This window comes from Paragemmobacter straminiformis (genome assembly GCF_014243445.1).
Taxonomy (GTDB): Bacteria; Pseudomonadota; Alphaproteobacteria; order Rhodobacterales; family Rhodobacteraceae; genus Paragemmobacter; species Paragemmobacter straminiformis.
The window spans coordinates 348,066-366,512 of sequence record NZ_JACLQD010000005.1; the positions used below are offsets into that span (position 1 = coordinate 348,066).

21 protein-coding genes are annotated in these 18,447 nt (G+C 67.0%); 11 read left to right on the plus strand and 10 right to left on the minus strand.

Annotated features, from left to right (window positions below; translation table 11 throughout):
• The first annotated feature begins 27 nt into the window (after positions 1-27).
• The 3 genes from H7F16_RS17230 (at position 28) to H7F16_RS17240 (ending at position 3,417) form a co-directional block, all read left to right on the plus strand.
• Positions 28-780, plus strand: a complete 753-nt coding sequence (locus tag H7F16_RS17230; protein ID WP_185798860.1) for a cytochrome c biogenesis CcdA family protein — start codon at positions 28-30, stop codon at positions 778-780.
• A gap of 97 nt (positions 781-877) precedes the next feature.
• Positions 878-2,068 carry a hypothetical protein gene (locus H7F16_RS17235; RefSeq protein ID WP_185798861.1) on the plus strand — a complete coding sequence of 397 codons (1,191 nt, stop codon included), beginning with the start codon at positions 878-880 and terminating at the stop codon, positions 2,066-2,068.
• Complete coding sequence (locus H7F16_RS17240) at positions 2,065-3,417, plus strand: cytochrome P450 (RefSeq protein ID WP_185798862.1); 1,353 nt, start codon at positions 2,065-2,067, stop codon at positions 3,415-3,417. The genes H7F16_RS17235 and H7F16_RS17240 overlap by 4 nt, the downstream gene beginning before the upstream one ends.
• A gap of 99 nt (positions 3,418-3,516) precedes the next feature.
• On the opposite strand, the gene H7F16_RS17245 is transcribed toward H7F16_RS17240, so the two are convergent.
• From H7F16_RS17245 to H7F16_RS17275, 7 genes are all read right to left on the minus strand, one after another.
• A complete protein-coding gene (locus tag H7F16_RS17245; protein WP_185798863.1) occupies positions 3,517-3,747 on the minus strand; it encodes an N-(5'-phosphoribosyl)anthranilate isomerase in 231 nt (76 codons plus the stop codon).
• A 34-nt stretch (positions 3,748-3,781) separates the two neighbouring features.
• Positions 3,782-3,997 carry a ribbon-helix-helix domain-containing protein gene (locus tag H7F16_RS17250; RefSeq protein WP_185798864.1) on the minus strand — a complete coding sequence of 72 codons (216 nt, stop codon included), beginning with the start codon at positions 3,995-3,997 and terminating at the stop codon, positions 3,782-3,784.
• Entirely contained in the window at positions 3,994-4,167 is a 174-nt protein-coding gene (locus tag H7F16_RS17255; RefSeq protein WP_185798865.1) for a DUF4169 family protein, read from the minus strand. Before H7F16_RS17255 ends, H7F16_RS17250 begins: the two co-directional genes overlap by 4 nt.
• Positions 4,168-4,170: 3 nt before the next feature.
• Entirely contained in the window at positions 4,171-5,565 is a 1,395-nt protein-coding gene (fumC, locus tag H7F16_RS17260) for a class II fumarate hydratase (protein ID WP_185798866.1), read from the minus strand.
• A 141-nt stretch (positions 5,566-5,706) separates the two neighbouring features.
• Positions 5,707-6,168: an SspB family protein gene (locus H7F16_RS17265; RefSeq protein ID WP_185798867.1), complete on the minus strand. Its 462-nt coding sequence runs from the start codon at positions 6,166-6,168 to the stop codon at positions 5,707-5,709.
• Positions 6,169-6,399: 231 nt separating this feature from the next.
• Entirely contained in the window at positions 6,400-6,930 is a 531-nt protein-coding gene (locus H7F16_RS17270; RefSeq protein WP_185798868.1) for an adenine phosphoribosyltransferase, read from the minus strand.
• A gap of 4 nt (positions 6,931-6,934) precedes the next feature.
• On the minus strand, positions 6,935-7,795 hold the full coding sequence (locus H7F16_RS17275; RefSeq protein ID WP_185798869.1) for an S-methyl-5'-thioadenosine phosphorylase: 861 nt from the start codon (positions 7,793-7,795) through the stop codon (positions 6,935-6,937).
• Positions 7,796-7,915: 120 nt separating this feature from the next.
• On the opposite strand from H7F16_RS17275, the gene H7F16_RS17280 reads away from it, so the two are divergent.
• Positions 7,916-8,485, plus strand: a complete 570-nt coding sequence (locus H7F16_RS17280) for a dimethylsulfonioproprionate lyase family protein (protein ID WP_185798870.1) — start codon at positions 7,916-7,918, stop codon at positions 8,483-8,485.
• Positions 8,486-8,648: 163 nt separating this feature from the next.
• On the opposite strand, the gene H7F16_RS17285 is transcribed toward H7F16_RS17280, so the two are convergent.
• Positions 8,649-9,233: a flavin reductase family protein gene (locus H7F16_RS17285; protein ID WP_185798871.1), complete on the minus strand. Its 585-nt coding sequence runs from the start codon at positions 9,231-9,233 to the stop codon at positions 8,649-8,651.
• Between the two features lie 83 nt (positions 9,234-9,316).
• Between H7F16_RS17285 and H7F16_RS17290 the strand changes: the two genes are divergently transcribed.
• Together H7F16_RS17290 and H7F16_RS17295 are read left to right on the plus strand one after the other, a co-directional pair.
• Positions 9,317-9,802 (plus strand): GNAT family N-acetyltransferase, encoded by a 486-nt coding sequence (locus H7F16_RS17290; RefSeq protein WP_185798872.1) that lies wholly within the window; start codon positions 9,317-9,319, stop codon positions 9,800-9,802.
• 39 nt (positions 9,803-9,841) lie between these two features.
• Complete coding sequence (locus H7F16_RS17295) at positions 9,842-10,603, plus strand: EcsC family protein (RefSeq protein WP_185798873.1); 762 nt, start codon at positions 9,842-9,844, stop codon at positions 10,601-10,603.
• Here H7F16_RS17295 and H7F16_RS17300 read toward each other — a convergent pair whose 3' ends face one another.
• Together H7F16_RS17300 and H7F16_RS17305 are read right to left on the minus strand one after the other, a co-directional pair.
• Positions 10,604-11,746 (minus strand): benzoate/H(+) symporter BenE family transporter, encoded by a 1,143-nt coding sequence (locus H7F16_RS17300; RefSeq protein WP_185798874.1) that lies wholly within the window; start codon positions 11,744-11,746, stop codon positions 10,604-10,606.
• Positions 11,747-12,411: 665 nt separating this feature from the next.
• Entirely contained in the window at positions 12,412-12,630 is a 219-nt protein-coding gene (locus tag H7F16_RS17305; RefSeq protein WP_185798875.1) for a DUF1127 domain-containing protein, read from the minus strand.
• Positions 12,631-12,901: 271 nt separating this feature from the next.
• Here H7F16_RS17305 and H7F16_RS17310 point away from each other — a divergent pair, with 271 nt between their 5' ends.
• The 5 genes from H7F16_RS17310 (at position 12,902) to H7F16_RS17330 (ending at position 18,445) form a co-directional block, all read left to right on the plus strand.
• Entirely contained in the window at positions 12,902-13,975 is a 1,074-nt protein-coding gene (locus H7F16_RS17310) for an Mrp/NBP35 family ATP-binding protein (RefSeq protein WP_185798876.1), read from the plus strand.
• Positions 13,976-14,709: 734 nt separating this feature from the next.
• The gene (locus tag H7F16_RS17315; RefSeq protein WP_185798877.1) at positions 14,710-15,225 is read left to right on the plus strand and encodes a division/cell wall cluster transcriptional repressor MraZ; all 516 of its coding nucleotides are present in this window, start codon (positions 14,710-14,712) and stop codon (positions 15,223-15,225) included.
• A 3-nt stretch (positions 15,226-15,228) separates the two neighbouring features.
• The gene (gene rsmH / locus H7F16_RS17320; RefSeq protein ID WP_185798878.1) at positions 15,229-16,230 is read left to right on the plus strand and encodes a 16S rRNA (cytosine(1402)-N(4))-methyltransferase RsmH; all 1,002 of its coding nucleotides are present in this window, start codon (positions 15,229-15,231) and stop codon (positions 16,228-16,230) included.
• Positions 16,230-16,661 carry a cell division protein FtsL gene (gene ftsL, locus H7F16_RS17325; protein ID WP_185798879.1) on the plus strand — a complete coding sequence of 144 codons (432 nt, stop codon included), beginning with the start codon at positions 16,230-16,232 and terminating at the stop codon, positions 16,659-16,661. Before rsmH ends, ftsL begins: the two co-directional genes overlap by 1 nt.
• Positions 16,658-18,445, plus strand: a complete 1,788-nt coding sequence (locus tag H7F16_RS17330) for a penicillin-binding transpeptidase domain-containing protein (protein WP_185798880.1) — start codon at positions 16,658-16,660, stop codon at positions 18,443-18,445. The genes ftsL and H7F16_RS17330 overlap by 4 nt, the downstream gene beginning before the upstream one ends.
• Positions 18,446-18,447: the final 2 nt, after the last annotated feature.

The window sequence follows — 18,447 nt, forward strand, 5'->3', positions numbered from 1 at the left end:
GTGCCCGCTTGGCGATATGGGAGGGGGATGTTCGGATTTGATTTCTTCGACGCGGGGCTTGTGCCCTCGATGCTCATCGCGCTTGTCGCGGGGGTCTTGTCGTTCCTGTCGCCCTGCGTGCTGCCGATCGTGCCGCCCTATCTTGCCTATATGGGCGGGATCAGCATGGGCGACATCAAGGGGGCGGCGCGGCGGCGGGTGATCCTGCCTGCGCTGTTCTTCGTGATGGGTCTTTCGACGGTGTTTCTGCTGCTTGGCTTCACCGCCTCGGCCTTCGGGTCGTTCTTTCTGCAGAATCAGGTCTGGTTCTCGCGCCTGTCGGGCGTGGTGGTGATCGTTTTCGGGCTGCATTTCCTGGGATTGTTCCGCATTGCCCTTCTGGACCGCGAGGCGCGGCTGGATGCGGGGGATCGGGGCGGGTCGGCGCTGGGGGCCTATGTGCTGGGGCTTGCCTTTGCCTTTGGCTGGACGCCCTGCATCGGGCCGCAGCTGGGCGCGATCCTGTCGCTGGCGGCGCAGGAGGGATCGCTGTCGCGCGGGACGGTGCTGCTGGCTGTCTATGCGGCGGGGCTTGGCTTGCCCTTCCTGCTGGCCGCGCTGTTCATCGAGCGCGCCGTTGGCGTCATGGCGCGGCTGAAACGGCATATGAAGCTGATCGAGCGGGCGATGGGGGTCTTGCTGTTGCTGGTGGGCCTTGCGCTGCTGACGGGGGCTTTTACCGACGTGAGCTGGTGGCTGCTCGAGACCTTTGACCGTTTCGGCATTCCGCTGCTTGGCTAGTGCCGCAATTCGCCTATGATTTCGCCGAACTTGCCCGTCAGGATGGCGGGGTAACGGTGGTCGGGGGTGTGGCGTGGGGCAAGACGGAACAGGGCAGGTGCGCAGGCGGCGCGTCTTCTACATTCCGGGGTATGATCCGGTCTCGCCGCGCCGCTACCGCGAGCTTTACCGCAAGGAAGGGACCTGGCAGGCCGAGATTTCCGGCTATGCGCTGGCGCTGCGCCCGAAGCGGGTGAAGGGCCCTTATGGCTGGTTCGTCAGCGCCGAGATCGAGGGCGAGGCGGTCGAGGCGGATGTCGAGGTGCTGGTCTGGTCGGATATCGTGCAAGGCTCGATGGATCAGGGGGTGGCTGCGACCTATCTGCAGATGGTCAAGACAGCATGGGTCTATATCGCCACGGGGGCCTTGTTCCGGCTGGTCTGGCTGCGCAAGGGGCCGACGGTGGCGGCGCTTTATCCGATCATCAATCTGGTGGTGCAGTTCTTCCTTGCCCTCGGGGCGGGCTGGGGGCAGGTGGCGCTGTGGCGCTGGCTTTGGCCCGAGGGGGGATGGGCCGTGGGCGCGGTGCTGGGCGTGGTGGTCTTTGTCGCGCTGCTGCGGTTCTTCAAGCGGATCGACCGCAAGATCCTCGCCTATTACCTGATGCATGATTACGCGTGGTCGGCGCAGTTCTACGGGCGCTATCCGCCGGAACTGGAGGCGCGGATGGCGCAGTTTCGCGGGGTGATCCGCGAGGCGCTGGCGGGCGGGTTCGACGAGGTGCTGGTGGTGGGGCATTCGTCGGGGGCGATCTTGGGTGTGTCGATCCTGTCGGACCTGATCCGCGAGGGGGATCTTGGGCCGCAAGCGCTGTCGTTCCTGTCACTGGGGCAGGTGATTCCGATGGTGTCTTTCCTGCCCGAGGCAAGGCGGCTGCGGGCCGATCTGGCCTATCTTTCCGCGCGGGAGGAGTTGGTCTGGGTCGATGTGACAGCCCCCGGGGATGGCTGCGCCTTTGCGCTGTGCGATCCGGTTTCGGTGACGGGGGTGGCGCCGGAGGGCAAGCGCTGGCCGCTTGTGGTGTCTTGCGCCTTTACCCAGACCTTCAGCCCCGAGCGCTGGAAGAAGATGCGCTATCAGTGGTTCCGGCTGCATTTCCAGTACATGTGCGCCTTTGATCGGCCCGGAGACTACGATTACTTCAAGATCACGGCAGGGCCTTTGACGCTGGGGGCGCGCTATCTGGGGCGGGCGCCGTCGAAAAGCCGGATCGAGCGGGCGGCATCGGGCTATCGGAGCGTGGCATGAGCCTTCCTCCGAAGCCCGCGTCGCGGCCCGAGGGGGCGTCGGTCTGGCGGCATTTCCGGCTGTTCCGGGCCGATATCCTTTCGTCGCAGCCCGCGCGGCTGTATCGGGCCTGGATGGCCGAGTTCAGGACGCCGTTCTTCCGGTCCTATCTGTGCAACGACCCTGCGCTGGTCAGGCGGGTGCTGGACGAGCGGCCGATGGACTTTCCGAAATCGGGGCGGGTGGGCGAGGGGCTGCGGCCTTTGCTGGGTCGGTCGGTGTTCGTGACCAATGGCGAGGAGTGGTTGCGGCAGCGGCGGATCATCGATCCGGCCTTTGAAGGGGGGCGGCTGAGGGATGCCTTCCCCGCGGTCTGGGCGGCGGGCGAGGCGGCGGTGGCGCGGATGCCAGCGGGCGAGGTGGAGATCGAGGAGGAGATGAGCCATGCGGCGGCGGATGTGATCTTTCGCACGCTGTTTTCCATTCCCATCGAGCATGAGGTGGCGAGCCGCGTGTTCCGCGAGTTCCGCGCCTATCAGCGGGCGCAGCCGATTTTGAACCTTGCGGCCTTTGTGCCGCTGCCCGCATGGCTGCCGCGCTTCCATAGGCGGGGGGTGCGTGGGTCGGCGCGCGTGATCCGGCGGTTGATCGCGGCGTTGACCGAGGCGCGGGCGGCGGAGATTGCCGCAGGCGTGGCGCCGGACGATCTGGCGACCAAGATCATGGTGACGGCGGACCCCGTGACGGGCGAGCGCTTTGCCACCGGCGAGATGGTCGATCAGGTGGCGATCTTCTTTCTGGCGGGGCATGAGACGAGTGCGAGTGCGCTGGGCTGGGCGCTTTACCTGCTGGCCACGTACCCCGAGGTGCAAGAGGCTGTGGCGGCCGAGGCGGCGGGGCTGGAGCCTGCGTTTTCCGCGCTGTCGCGGTTGAGGCTGACGCGGGATGTGTTCCGCGAGGCGCTGCGGCTTTACCCGCCCGTGCCGATGATGGTGCGCGAGACGACGCAGGCCGAAGAGTTCCGCGGGCGGCGCGTGCCGCGCGGGGCGCAGGTGGTGCTGTCGCCGTGGCATCTGGGGCGGCACGAGCGGATCTGGGACAATCCCGATGCGTTCGACCCTGCGCGCTGGGGGCGCGAGGAGAACAGGGCGGCGGCGCGGGACGGGTGGTTGCCCTTCTCGTCGGGTCCGAGGGTTTGCACGGGGGCGGGATTTGCCATGCTGGAGGGGGTGCTGATGCTGGCGATGCTGCTGCGCGCCTTCCGCTTCGAGGCGGTCGAGGGGCGGGTGCCGGTGCCGGTGGCGCATCTGACGGTGCGGGCGCGGGAGGGGATCTGGCTGCGGGTGGTGCGGCGGGGCGGCGAAATCTGACGCAGATTTCGCGACGGTTTCTGCACGCAGAAACCGGGTGAGTGGGGCGGGGCGCGGAATTTTCGTCAAATTCCGCTGCGATTTCTGCGTCAGAAATCGTCACAGCAGTCGGCGGACGGGTTCCTGATTGCAGATGATGATGAATTGGCCCGCATTCTCGAGCACCGAGAAACCGCGGCGGCGCATTTCGGCAAGGAAGGCATCGCGCCCGACATAGCGTTCCACATCGCGCGCCTGACGCCGGATCACGCCGCCATCGCGCGCCGCCTGCGAATTGAACAGGTGGGCGATCCATCCGTCTTGGGTATAGGGCAGGTAATTGCGGGTCATGGGCGCAATCTGGCCCGAAACGGTAAACGCACCCTTAACCGCGATAGCGCCGCAGAACGAAAATCCGGATCGCCGAGGCGAGGCCGATGTCGCTGTCGCGCGCCTCGTCCACCTCGACGGCGAGCTGGTTCAGCGTCAGCCCGCGCTCGGCGGCGATGTCGCGGAAGGCTTGCCAGAATTCGGCTTCGAGGCTGATGCTGGTGCGGTGGCCGCGCAGGGTGACGGAATGTTTGACGGGGCGGGCGGTCATTCCCGTTCATGCCCGTCGAGTTTTGCCCGCGCCTGTTCGGCGCGGGCCTGTTGCAGGGCTTTTTCGGCCTTGGTCAGGCCGTGCTTTGCCGCGTTTTCGTCAGCCTGCCTGCGGGCCGCCGTGCGGGCGGCCTCTTTGCGCTTTTGGCGGAGGTTGACGATTTCGGCCATGCCTTACCCTTTGGGTCCGATCATGTCTTCGGGGCGGACCACGCGGTCGAAGGTTTCGGCGTCGACGAAGCCGAGGGCGATGGCTTCCTCTTTCAGCGTGGTGCCGTTCTTGTGCGCGGTCTTGGCCACTTTGGTCGCGTTGTCATAGCCGATGGTGGGGGCGAGGGCCGTCACCAGCATCAGCGATTCTTTCATCAGCTTGTCGATGCGGGCGGTGTTGGCCTGCGTGCCTACGACCATGTTGTCGGTGAAGCTGCCTGCGGCATCGCCCAGAAGCTGCATGGATTGCAGGACGTTGTAGGACATCATCGGGTTGTAGACGTTCAGCTCGAAATGGCCCTGCGATCCGGCGAAGCCCACGGCGGCGTCGTTGCCCATGACATGGGCGCAGACCATCGTCAGGGCTTCGGCCTGCGTGGGGTTCACCTTGCCCGGCATGATGCTGCTGCCCGGTTCGTTTTCGGGCAGGATCAGCTCGCCCAGACCCGAGCGGGGGCCGGAGCCGAGAAGGCGCAGGTCGTTGGCGATCTTGAACAGGCTGGCCGCCACGGTTTTCAGCGCGCCCGAGAACATGACCATCGCGTCATGGGCGGCGAGGGCTTCGAATTTGTTGGGGGCGGTGACGAAGGGAAGGGCGGTGATTTCCGCGATCTTCGCCGCCACACGGCTGTCCCAGCCGACACGGGTGTTGAGGCCGGTGCCGACGGCGGTGCCGCCTTGGGCCAGTTCGTAGATGTCGGGCAGGCAGGATTTGACGCGGGCGATGCCCTTTTCGACCTGCTTGGCGTAGCCCGAGAATTCCTGACCCAGCGTCAGCGGCGTTGCGTCCTGCGTGTGGGTGCGGCCGATCTTGATGATGTCCTTGAATTCGACCGCCTTGGCGTCGAGCGCGCGGTGCAGTTTTTCAAGGCCGGGGATCAGCACGTCGCGCGCCATCATGCCGATGGCGACATGCATCGCGGTGGGGAAGGTGTCGTTTGAGCTTTGCCCCATGTTGACATGGTCATTGGGGTGGACAGGCTCTTTCGACCCCATGACGCCGCCGAGCATTTCGATGGCGCGGTTCGAGATCACCTCGTTGGCGTTCATGTTCGACTGGGTGCCAGAGCCGGTCTGCCAGACGACGAGGGGGAAGTTGTCGTCGAACTTGCCTTCGATCACCTCTTGCGCCGCCGCCGCGATGGCGCGGCCCAGTTCGGGCGAGATGTCGCCCTGATCGATGTTGACCAGCGCGCAGGCTTTCTTGATGACGCCGAGGGCGCGGATGATCGCCACGGGCTGGCGTTCCCATCCGATGGGAAAGTTGATGATCGACCGCTGGGTCTGGGCGCCCCAGTATTTGTCGGCGGGAACCTCGAGCGGGCCGAAGCTGTCGGTTTCGGTACGGGTTGCGGTCATGGGAGCCTCCTGCAATCGCTTGGGGAGGGATTAGCCAAGCGGGGGCGTAAAATCAATTGGCATACCGTCGCATACAATGCCGCAGGTCGGCGCGGGGGACGGGCGGCGGCATGAGTATTTGGGCAAGGATGAAGCGCGGGGTCAGTGCTTGCGGAATTTGTCGAGGCTGACCACCTGCGCGTCATGCGCGGGCGGCGGATCGTCATCGCCATCGTCTTCGCCGTCATCCTCGTCCTCGTCGCTTTCGTCGTTATGGGTTTCGAAGCGCAGGCCGAATTCGACGGACGGGTCGACGAAGGTGCGGACCGAATCGAAGGGGATGACGAGGGGTTCGGGCTGGTTGCCGAAGTTGAGCGTGACCGAGAAGCCTTCGTCGGTGACGGTGAGGTTTTCGAACCAGTGCTGGATCACCACGGTCATTTCCGAGGGGTAGCGCTGTTTCAGCCAGTCGGCGATGGCCACGTTGGGGTGGGTGGTGTCGAAGGTGATGAAGAAATGATGGGCGCCGGGAAGGCCGTTTTCGGAGACGTCCTGCAACACCGACTGGATCAGGCTGCGCATCGCCCGGTGCATCAGGTTTCCGTAATCGATGGAGCGGGCCATTGGTCGTCCTTTCCCAGTTGGGTTCATTTAGGGCGGATTCGGCCCCGAAGGGAAGGGGGGAGAAGGCGGGAAGCGTGCGGGGATTTGCGCGGGGATTTGTGCGGGTGGCGGGATGGGCCGGAACGAAGAACCCCGCCGGGGTGAACCGGCGGGGTGGGGTGGGTGTGGTTTGCAAGCAGTCCGGGTTGCCCCGGCAAGGGTGAGTCGTAAGGGGCAGGTGTTAAGAAGCGGTTAAAGCCCCTCGAAGGCGCAGAGGGCGTGGACTTCCATTCCCATCGCCTCGAGCCGTTTGCGGCCGCCGAGGTCGGGCAGGTCGACGACGAAGGCGCAGCCCGCGATCTGGCCGCCAAGGCGTTCGATCAGGCGGATGCCCGCCTCGGCCGTGCCGCCGGTGGCCAGAAGGTCATCGACGAGCAGCACTTTCTCGCCCGGTTGCAGGGCGTCGTCGTGGATTTCCACCACCGCCTCGCCATATTCCAGCGTGTAGGACTGGCTGATCGTGGCGCCGGGGAGTTTGCCCTTTTTGCGGATCGGCACGAAGCCGGTGGACAGCTGGTGCGCGACCGCCCCGCCGAGGATGAAGCCGCGCGCCTCGAGCCCGGCGACCTTGTCGATGGGAAGGCCCGCGTAGGGGGCGAGCAGCTGGTCGACGCACATGCGAAAGCCGCGCGGATCGGCGAAGAGGGTGGTCACATCGCGGAAGAGGATGCCTTCGTGCGGGAAGTCGACGATGGTGCGGATGTAGTCCTTGACGGTTTTCATGGCTTCAGCCTTTGAGAACGCGGGCAGCGACCGCGTCGAGTTTCGAGAGAAGGTCGGGGTCGCGCCTGTCGGGCGCGGTCATGATGGCATGGGTGAGCGCGTGGTCGCAGCCGTGGGTGCAGGCGGCGCGCTGGTCGAGAAGGGAGGGCAGGCGGGCGACCATGTCGCGGGCATGGCCTGCATTGGCGGTGAGGGTGGCTATGACCTGTGCCACATCGACGGCCGCGTGGTCGCCGTGCCAGCAGTCGTAATCCGTCACCATCGCGATCGAGGCGTAGCACAGCTCGGCCTCGCGGGCGAGTTTGGCTTCGGGCATGGCGGTCATGCCGATCACATCCGCACCCCAGCTGCGGTAGAGCCGCGATTCGGCGCGGGTGGAGAATTGCGGCCCCTCCATCGCGAGATAGGTGGCGCCGCGGTGCAGGGTGACGCCCTGAACCGCGGTGGCGCAGGCGGCGGAGAGGCGCGGGCAGGTCGGGTCGGAGAAGCCGACATGGGCGACGCAGCCCGCGCCGAAGAAGGATTTCGGCCGCGCGAAGGTGCGGTCGATGAACTGGTCGACAAGGACGAAATCGCCGGGGCGGTAATCCTCGCGCAGACTGCCCACGGCGGAGACGGCGACGAGGTCGGTGCAGCCGAGGCGCTTGAGCGCGTCGATATTGGCGCGGTAGTTGATGTCGGAGGGCGCGTGGACATGGCCGCGCCCGTGGCGGGGCAGGAAGGCCATCGGCGTGCCATGCAGGCGGCCGACGAGGATTTCGTCGGAGGGTTTGCCCCAAGGGGTCGAGACCTTGACCCATGACGCGCCTTCGAGCCCGTCGATCTGGTAAAGGCCCGATCCGCCGATCACGCCGATCATGGTCATGGCTGTCCCCTTTGTTTTGGGTCAAGCATAGCCGCAAGGCGCGGGTGCGCAAGGCGCGGGGGGAGAGGCGGGAGCGTGAAGGTGGGGGGCTGCGGTGAAACGGGAAGGAGGGAGCGGGGCATGGATCTGGCGGGGCGACTGGCGGCGGGGATAAGGGCGGCGGTGGAGGCCGTGCCCGAGGCCGCGCCCTTTCTGGCCGATTGGCCCGGGGGCGCGGAGCGGCGGGCGCAGACGGCGGGAACGCTGCCCGTCTGCCGCTGGCTTGGCGGCATGGCGGGCGATCTGGCGGGGATGGTCGCAGGCGGGGCGGGGGCGCTGGAGTGGCGGCAAACCTATGGCGCGGGGGATTTCGGGGCGGAGTTCCTGAGCCGTTACGGCTGGACCGAGGTGGTGGGGCTGCGCGGGCCGATCCCGTCGGAGCGGGTGGCGGCGGGGTTCCTGCTTCTGGGGCCGGAGGTGACCTATCCGCCCCACAAGCACGAGGCCGAGGAGGTCTATCTGCCGCTGTCGGGGCGGGCGTGGTGGCAGAAGGGCGAGGTCTGGCGGCAGGTCGAGCCGTTCACCGCGATCCACCATCCGGGTTGGGTGCCGCATGCGATGCGGACCGAAGGCGCGCCGCTGCTCGCGCTGTATCTGTGGCGCGGCGGGGATCTGGCGGCGAAGTCGGAGATCCTGCGCGAGGGTGGATGAATTTTCTGCGAAAATTCATGGCCCCGATCCGGCCGAGCGGTGGGCGGTGTCGTGTGGAGCCGATGCCGTTGGGAGCCGATGCGGGGCGGAGCCGATGCGGGGCGGGGGGCCAGCCCCCCGCGCCCCCCGGAGTATTTTCGCAAGGATGAAGGGAAAGCGCGGGTCAGGTGTCGTCGGGGCGGAGTTTCTCGAACCGGTCGCGGATGATGGTGTAGTCGCGGTAGCCCATGCGGGCGACGGGGTGATAGGCGGTCACGTCGAAGCGGCCGTCGATGATGCAATCGTCGCGCAGGTGGATGCCCGTCACCTCGCCGATCACCAGACGGTTGCCGCTGCCGCGCAGGGTGACGATCTCGACCAGCCGGCATTCGAGGATGGCGGGGGCGCCTGCCACGGCGGGGCAGTCGATGGTTGTGCATTCGGCCTTGGCTATGGCGCAGGCCGCGAATTCGTCGGTGCCGTGCGGGAAGCCGGCCGAGGTTTCGGACATGGGGTCGAGCATCGCCGATTCGACGATGGAGGCGGAGAAAACGCCGGTTTCCTGAATATTCGTGACGCTGTCCTTGATGCCGGTGGAGGAGAACATCAGTTGCGGCGGGGTGTAGGCGACGGCGTTGAAGAAGGAATAGGGGGCGAGGTTGTCGCCCCGTGATCCGCGCGTGGCGATCCAGCCGATGGGGCGGGGGCTGATGATCGCGTTGAACGGGTTGTGCGGCAGTCCGTGGCCGTCTTGGGGGCGGTAGAACATGGGCTGGCTTTCGTTGGTTTGAACCTGACGTAGCCCCGTGTTACGGGCGTTTCCAGAGGATTCGGTTTTGGGATGGCGCGCGCGTGTACCGGCTTGAGGAAGAGACCGAGGACGACTGGTGGGAGGTGGAGGCGCTTTACGACCTGTGCTTCTCGCCGGGGCGGACGGCGCTGTCTTCCTATCGGCTGCGCGACGGGGTGCCGACGGTGGCGGCGCTGTGCCTGACGCTGCGCGACGATGACGGAACGCTGGCTGCCGCAATCCGCTATTGGCCGGTCGAGGTGGGCGGGCAGGATGCGCTGCTGCTTGGCCCCGTGGCGGTCCACCCCACACGGCAGGGCGAGGGGCTGGGCGGTTTGCTGATCAACGAAAGCATGGCCGAGGCGCGGCGTCTGGGCTGGGAGCGGGTGATGCTGGTGGGGGATGCGCCCTATTACGCGCGATTCGGCTTCAAGAAGCTGGAGGGGGTCGAGATGCCGCCGCCGACGAACCCCGACCGCATCCTTGGCTTTGCGCTGAAGCGCGGGGCATGGGACGGGGTGACGGGGCTGGTGACCAAGGCGACGTGACGTCTTGCGGCAGGCCCTTGCGCGCCCCACATTGGCAGGATGGATGCCGAGATCAACCTTCCCGCCATAGCCGCCCCCGACCGCAGCGCGGAGATCGCAGCCCTTGCGCGCCGATACCGGCGGGCCAACGGGCCGGTGATGGGTTTGGTCAACCGGCTGGGCGGCAGTCTGGAAGCGCGGATGGAGAGCCTGCCCGAAGGGGTGCGGCGGCAGATCGAGACGGTGACCGAACGCGCCCTGCTGGCAGCGCATGGTCTGGCGGGGATCGGGGCGCGGGGGCCGGATCTGGGCCGCAACGGGCCGATGGCGGCGGCGATGCTGTCGGGGGCCGTGGGCGGCGCGGGGGGGCTTGTCACCTCGGTCGCGGAATTGCCGGTGACGGTGACGGTGATGCTGCACGCGATCCGCAATGCGGCGGTGGAACAGGGGTTCGACCCCGATGATCCGGCGATACGGGCCGAATGTCTGCGGGTGTTCACGGCGGGATCGCCGCTTGCGTCGGATGACGGGGTGAACACCTCGTTCCTGTCGGCGCGGCTGACGGTGACGGGGCCTGCGCTTCAGCGGCTGGTGGCGACGGTCGCGCCGAAGCTGGCGACGGCGCTGGGGCAGAAGCTGGCGGCGCAGGCGGTGCCCGTGCTGGGGGCGGTGGCAGGCGCGGGGCTGAACGCGGCGTTCCTGCGCTATTACCGCGAGATGGCCGAGATCCGCTTTGCGCTGCTGCGTCTGGCCGAGCAGCACGGGGCCGAGGCGATACTTGATGCCTTTGCCCGTGCGGTGGCCCCGAAGCGGCTGGGCTAGCTAGCGGCGCAGGCGTTCCGCAGCATAGATGGCAAGCCCTGCGAGCAGGCCCCAGAAGGCGGCGCCGATGCCCGCAAAGGCGGTGCCCGAGGCGGTGACGGCAAGGGTGATGGTGGCGGCAAAACGCTGGTCGGGCGTGGCGAAGGCGCCGGTCAGCGCCCCCATGAGCGGGCCGAGCAGCGCCAGCGCCACAAGGGCCGTCATCAGCGGCGGCGGCAAGGCGGTGAGCAGGGCGATGACGACCGGACCCGTCAGCCCCAGCGCGACCCAGACGCCCGCATAGGCAAGACCCACCTTCCAGCGCTGGCTGCGGTCGGGGTGGACATCGTCGCCCATGCAGATCGCCGCCGTGATGGCGGCCATGTTCACCGTATGCGCCCCGAACAGCGCGGCAAGGGCCGAGATGCCGCCCGTGACCCCGAGGGCGGCGCGGACCGGCGGCTCGTATCCTGCCGCGCGCATGGTCGCGAAGCCGGGCAGGTTCTGCGAGGCCATCGTGACCAGATAGAGCGGCAGGCCGAGGCCGATCAGGGCGGCGGCGTGGAAGTCCGGCCGGATCAGCACGGGGGCGGGGGGAATGGCAGGCAAGGCCGGCAGGACGGCGGCCCCCGTGGCGAAGGCCAGCGCAAGGCCGAGGGCGAGGGCCGCCAGAACCGCGATCGCCGGGTTCTTCAACCGGACAAGGGCGAATACGGCCACCATGGGAAAGACCAGCAGGGGGGCGGCCTGCGCTGCCCCCGCGCCCTTGAGGCAGAAGGGCAGCAGCACCCCGGCGAGCATCGCCCCTGCGATGCCGTCGGGAATGCGGGCGACCAGCGCGCCAAGCGGGCGCAGCGCCCCCGTGGCCGCGACCAGCAGCGCCGCGAGGAGAAAGGCCCCCACGCCTTCGGCCATGGTGAAGCCCGTGCTTGCGGCGATCAGGGCGGCGCCGGGGGTGCTCCAGGCCAGAACCACCGGCACGCGGTGCCATGTGGACAGGATCGCCGTGCCCGCCGCCTTGGCGAAGCAGACGGCCATGACCCAGCTTGCGGTTTCGGCAGGGCTTGCGCCAAGGGCGGCGGCGGCGGCCAGCACCAGCGCGATGGTCGAGCCGTATCCCACCAGCGCCGCGACGAGGGCTGCCGAAAAAAGCGATGCACGCATGAAGAACCCCGTCCTGATCGGGGCGGACTATCGGCAAAGCGCGGGGGTGATGCAAGCGGCCTCGCCCCTTCCTCTTGCCCCAAATATCCTCGGGGGGTGAGGGCCGGAACGGCCCGAGGGGGGCGGAAGGCCCCCCTTTGCCTTGCCCCGCGTGCATCCCGCAAGGCGCCGCGCGCATGCGCATCGGGCCGGCGGCGGCATGCCGCGCGGTGGGGTCAGGCTTTGACGGGGGGGGGAAGGGCGCGGCGGTTCCGGGGAGGAGGTCGGAACCGCCGCTCTTTACGATCTGCCCCAGGGAGGAGGAGGGGGCCTATCGATCCTGTTCGGGCGCGTGCCGCATCGGCGCTGCCCTGAAGTTTAGCGCGACGACCCCGGGGAGGAGGTCGGGGTCGTCGCTGGTCCGAAGGGCCAGGGAGGAGGAGGGCCCGTCGTACACCGGTGGAAGCGCGAGGGCTTCCGGAAAGGGTCGCGGCGACCTCAGGGAGGAGGAGGAGGTCGCCGCTTCTACGATCGGCCCAGGGAGGAGGTTGGGCCTTTCGGTCTGGTTTGGACGCTTTCGCCGCAGCGGGGCATCCGGATCAAAGTGCGGCGACGCCAGGGAGGAGGAGAAGCGCCGCCGCTTTTGCCATGAACCCCGGGAGGAGGTGGGGTTCAGCAAAGAAACCTTATTTGCCGTAAGCCGCTTCGCGGGCCACGGTTGCGATGTCGAAACGCGACAGGCCCAGATCGGCAAGCTCGCGGTCGGTGAGGATGTTCAGCTCGCGCACGGTCTGGTTATAGACAGCGCGGCGTGCGATCATCGTCTTGAGTTGCGCCAGAGCGCCGGAGAAGCGGTCAGCCAGAGTCACGTTGGCGGCACGGGCGGTAAAGTTCACATAAGCCATTTCATCAGCCTCAGTTTGCGGTTTCCATCGAACGACGTTCTTGGTTGCGTCGCTGTTAGGGGTAACATGGGGCAAATGCTGCAGTTGCACAATGCAGCCTCTCCGCAATGCCGCCATGCAGCATGCGCATGGCTGGACGTCGTGAAATTGTCATGATTAACAATGGTATCGCCGAAAATATGGGCGTTCGGCGAACAGTCCCTTGCGCTTTGGCTGCAAGATGCGGACTTAGGTATGTAAAGGTTGCCATGAAACAGAAGCCGAGGATGCCATGACCGTGACCCGCGACGATATTCTGCGCCAGCTTTCCGGCGTTGCCTTGCCCGGTGGGGGCGATCTGGTGTCGCGCGATCTGATTCGCGCGGTGACAATCGAGGGTGGCACGGTGCGTTTCGTGATCGAGGCGGCAACGCCCGACGAGGCGCGGGCGCTGGCCCCCTATCAGGCGGCGGCGGAAGCGGCGGTCAAGGCGCTGGCCGGGGTCACGGCGGTTCAGGTGGTGATGACGGCGCATGGGCCAAGCGCCAAGCCCGCGCCGCCGAGCCTGAAGATCGGCCAGCACCCGACGCCGCAGCAGGGCGGGCCGCAAAAGGTTTCGGGCGTGGACCGGATCATCGCGGTGGGGTCGGGCAAGGGGGGCGTGGGCAAATCGACGGTCTCGTCGAACCTTGCCGTTGCCTTGGCGCGGCAGGGACGCAGGGTCGGGTTGCTGGATGCCGATATCTACGGCCCGAGCCAGCCGCGCATGATGGGCGTGAACCGCCGCCCCGCCAGCCCCGACGGCAAGATCATCGAACCCATCGTCGCGCACGGCGTCACGATGATGTCCATCGGGCTGATGCTGAAAGAGGACGAGGCGGTGATCTGGCGCGGGCCGATGATCATGGGGGCCTTGCAGCAGCTTTTGACGCAGGTGGCCTGGGGCCATCTGGATGTGCTGATCGTCGATCTGCCGCCGGGGACGGGGGATATCCAGTTGACGCTGTGCCAGCGGACGCAGTTGACGGGGGCGATCGTGGTCTCGACCCCGCAGGATGTGGCGCTGCTGGATGCGCGCAAGGCGCTGGACATGTTCCAGAAGCTGAAAACGCCGGTGCTGGGGCTGATCGAGAACATGTCTTCGTATGTCTGCCCGAATTGCGGGCACGAGGCGCATATCTTCGGGCATGGCGGCGTGGCCGAGGAGGCGCGCAAGCTGGACTTGCCCTTCCTCGGGGAATTGCCGCTTGCTCTCGAGGTGCGCGTGGCGGGCGATGCGGGCACGCCTGTCGCGGCGGGCGACGGTCCGGTGGCCGAAGCCTATGCGCGGCTGGCGCATCGGCTGATCGCGGGCGGGATGGCGTGACGCGCGGGTAAGGCGCCTGTCGCAACCGGACGGCGCGGCAAGGCCCCGAAGCGGTGACGGCGGCGCTGCGTGGGGCGGGTGCGCACGGGAAAGCGCGGGACGCGGCATCACGGCGAATCACTTTGGCGGGAATGCGTGGGAAATCCGGGGTCAAACCCCGGATTTCTGCATTCCGGCGCTGGAATCGCTGCGGATTCTTCGGGTCTGGGGGCCTATCCGAAAGGTTGGTGCTGAAAACTTGGGAATATGCGGGAATGCCGTTTCGGTGAGTGAAATCACTAGATGTTGTGTGCGCTGCAAATCGTTTGCCGAGATGTGGCAATTAGGGCGGCAAAACTGGGGTCGCGTGGCGGTTTTGGCCTTGTCTTTCGGGGCGTTCGGCGGGTTTTGACCCAAAAATTTCCGTTGCTTCCCATGAAATCCCGTGGCATCCCTTGGTCATTCGATGACGGCGTGACGATCAAAGCTGGGGCAGCTCCAAGACCCCGAACAGGCGACAGTCAGGCTCATACAGGCACCCGCTTTCATCGAACCAAGAGATCCGGCGCGCGAGCGAGCAGACATCTCCCCCAGGTGGCGCGCGTAGCTGGACGCCCAGCGATGGGACAGGCGGCGGATCGAGCAGTGGCAGCAGCTCGATCCGCCGTTCCCGTTTTCAGGGTCCGGTTTTGCCGGACAGGGGCCTGAGCGGAACGAGGGACCTTTAACGGCTGCACGAAGGGGACCGGCACCACATGTCGGAGGCATTCAGAGGCGAATTCACCCAAAGGGTGGATGGGAAGGCGCGGGTTTCGATTCCCGCCGCGTTCCGTCGCGTGCTGGAAGCCGGCGACCCCGACAGCCCCCGCAAGCGCATTGTCATGGTCTATGGCGACTCGCGCCGCAAATACACCGAATGCTACACGATGGCCGGTGCCGCGGCGCTTGAGGAGAAGATCAAGAGGCTGGCGCTCGGGTCGGACCGGCGGCGGATGCTTGAACGCAACATGATCACGCTTTCGGTTACGCTCGAGATCGATGACGACGGGCGGATCGTGCTGCCGCCCAAGGTGCGCGAGAAATGCGGCATCTCGCCCGAGGATGTGGCCAAGGGCGCCGAGGCGGTCTTTGCCGGTGCGCTGGATACGTTCCAGCTTTGGAAATCCGATGTCTATGATGCCGAAATCCTGCGGGCGGCCGAAGCGGACCTTGCCAGCCTGCCCGAAGGTGTGGACATCCTGTCGCTGCTGAGCGACGACGAAGGGGTCTGAGCCTTGGCCCCCAGCGATCAGAATACCGGTCGCGCCCCCCATGTTCCGGTGCTGCTGCGTCCGCTTCTGGCGGCGGTGGCCCCTGTGTCGGGCGTCTGGCTTGACGGCACTTTCGGGGCGGGCGGCTATGCGCGCGGCCTGCTTCAGGCGGGGGCGGCGCAGGTGATCGGCGTGGACCGCGACCCGCTTGCCTTGCAGATGGCCGAAAGCTGGGCGGGTGCCTATGGCGACCGGCTGCGGCTGGTGGCGGGAGAGTTCGCGCGGCTTGACGATTATGCCGGGGGGCCGCTCGACGGGGTGGTGCTGGACCTTGGCGTGTCGTCGATGCAGCTCGATCAGGCCGAGCGGGGCTTTTCCTTCCAGAAGGACGGCCCGCTCGACATGCGGATGAGCCAGTCGGGGGAAAGCGCCGCCGATCTGGTCAATGACGCCCCGGAAGAGCTGTTGGCCGATATCCTTTACCATTACGGCGAGGAGCGCGCCTCGCGCCGGATCGCGCGGGCGATCGGGGCGGCGCGGGCGCTGGAGCCGATCACCACCACCTTGCGGCTGGCCGAGATCGTGGCGAAATGCCTGCCGCGCCCGAAACCGGGGCAGAGCCATCCGGCGACGCGCAGCTTCCAGGCGATCCGCATCGCGGTGAACACCGAGTTCGACCAGCTTGCCGAGGGGCTTGCCGCAGCCGAGCGGGCCTTGCGGCCGGGGGGGATGCTTGCGGTGGTGACCTTCCATTCGCTGGAGGACCGGATCGTGAAGCGGTACTTGCAGATCGCCAGCGGGACCGAGGCCAATTCCAACCGCTATGCCCCCGCGCGGGCCGACAGCGTGGCGCGGTTCGAGCTGGTCACGAAAAAGGCCGTGGGACCGGACGAGGAAGAACTGGCCGAGAACCCGCGCGCCCGCAGTGCCAAGCTGCGCGTGGCGCGGCGCACGGCGGTTGCGGCGCAAGCCATCGACGGGGCGGCGCTTGGCCTGCCCGACATCAAGAAGAAAGGACGCCGCTGATGCGCCCTGTGCTTTACGTGCTGAGTTTCATGCTGGTGATGGGGCTGGCCTTTTGGGCCTACCGCGAGAATTACGCGACCCAGCACCAGTTGAAGGACATGGGCAAGTTGCAGGACGAGATCGCCTCGTTGCGCGAGGCGCTGACCTTGCAGCGGGCGGAATGGGCCTATCTGAACCGGCCCGAGCGGCTGCGCGACCTTGCCACGGCGAATTTCGACCGTCTGGGGCTGCTGCCGCTTGAGGCCGCGCAATTCGGGGCCGCCGCCGAGGTGACCTATCCGGTCGCCTCGCCCGCGCCGGGCGAGACGGGTGAGGTCGCGCCGGAAGGTCTGTCCGAGGATTTGCCCGCAATCACCGATCCGGTCGAAGTCTCTGGCGCGCTGGCGCCCGAGACGCAGGCCGCCAAGCCGGGGGATAAGGAGTTTCCGTGATCCGCACGCCGCTTCGTCCGCTTGCCCGCATCCTTTCCGCCCGCCAGAAGGGCGAGAACCCCGACAGCATCGAGCGCGAGAACCTGCGCCTGCGCCACGAGGCGATCCGCGACAAGAGCAGGTTGCGGTCGGAGGGGCGGTTGCTGTTCCTCGGCCTCGGGTTTCTGGCGGCGTTCTCGACCATCGGGGCGCGGATGGGGCTTTTGGCCGCGACCGAGCCGATGGAGCCGCGTGCCGCCGCCACGGGGGCCGAGATCACGGCGCAGCGGGCCGATATCACCGACCGCAATGGCCGGATTCTGGCGACGAACATGCAGACCTATGCGCTTTATGCGCAGCCCAAGGACATGGTCGATCCGGTGCGGGTGTCGAAGGAACTGGCGGCGATCTTTCCGGAACTGGATGCGGCCACGCTTGAGCGGCGGCTGACGGACGGGCGGTCTTTCCTGTGGATCCGCAAGGTGATGAGCCCCGAGCAGATGCAGAAGGTCCACGAGATCGGCGATCCGGGCCTGCTGTTCGGGCCGCGCGAGATGCGGCTTTACCCCAATGGCACGCTGGCCGCGCATGTGCTGGGAGGCGCCAGTTTCGGGGCCGAGGGCGTGCAATCGGCCGAAGTGATCGGCACGGCGGGAATCGAGAAGGCGTTGGACGCACGGTTGCGCGACCCGGCGCAGGCGGGCACGCCCTTGCAACTGTCGCTTGATCTGACGTTGCAGGCGTCGATCGAGGAGCTGCTTGGCACGGGCATGAACATGCTGAACGCCAAGGGTGCGGCGGCGATCCTGATGGATGTCCATACGGGCGAGATCCTGACGCTGGCCTCGCTTCCGGCCTTTGACCCGAACGACCGCCCGAACCCGCTGGTCAAGGGCGATGCGGGCGACAGCCCGCTGTTCAACCGCGCGGTGCAGGGTGTTTACGAGCTGGGGTCGACCTTCAAGATCTTTACCGTTGCCAATGCGATGCAACTGGGGCTGGTCACGCCCGAGACGATGATCGACGCCAATGCGCCGATGCGGGTGGGGCGCTTCACGATCAAGGAATTCCAGAACAAGAACTACGGGCCGAAGCTGTCGGTCGAGAATATCATCGTGAAGTCGTCGAACGTGGGGACGGCGAACCTTGCCATGCTGGTGGGGGCCGAGCGGCAGGCTGCGTTCATGCAGGCCATCGGTCTGTTCGATGCGACGCCCGTGGAACTGGTCGAGGCGCCGGGGGCCAAGCCCATCGTGCCGAAGAAATGGCCCGACATCACGGTGATGACCACGGCCTACGGGCATGGCATCGCGGCAAGCCCGATGCACCTTGCCGCCGCCTATGCCACCATCGCCAATGGCGGGGTCAAGGTGACGCCGACGCTGCTGCGGGGCGGCGTGCCGCAGAACGGGCCGCGCATTCTGAGCCAGCAGGTCGCGACCGATGCCATCCGCATGTTGCGCGGCGTGGTGCAGCACGGCACCGCGACCCTTGCCGATGTGCCGGGTTACATGGTGGCGGGCAAGACGGGCACGGCGGAAAAGCCGAACAAGGCGGGCGGCTATGACACCGACAAGGTGGTGAACACATTCGCCAGCATGTTCCCGGCGAACGATCCGAAATATGTGCTGGTCGTCACGTTGGACGAGCCTGTGGAAACCACCGGAGACACGCCGCGCCGCACGGCGGGATGGACGGCGGTGCCTGTCGCGGCCGAGATCATCCGCCGTGTCGCCCCGCTGCTGGGCTTGCGGCCGCAGGTTGAACCTGCCCCCCTGGATGGGCTAACAGCCGTCTCGAACTAGGG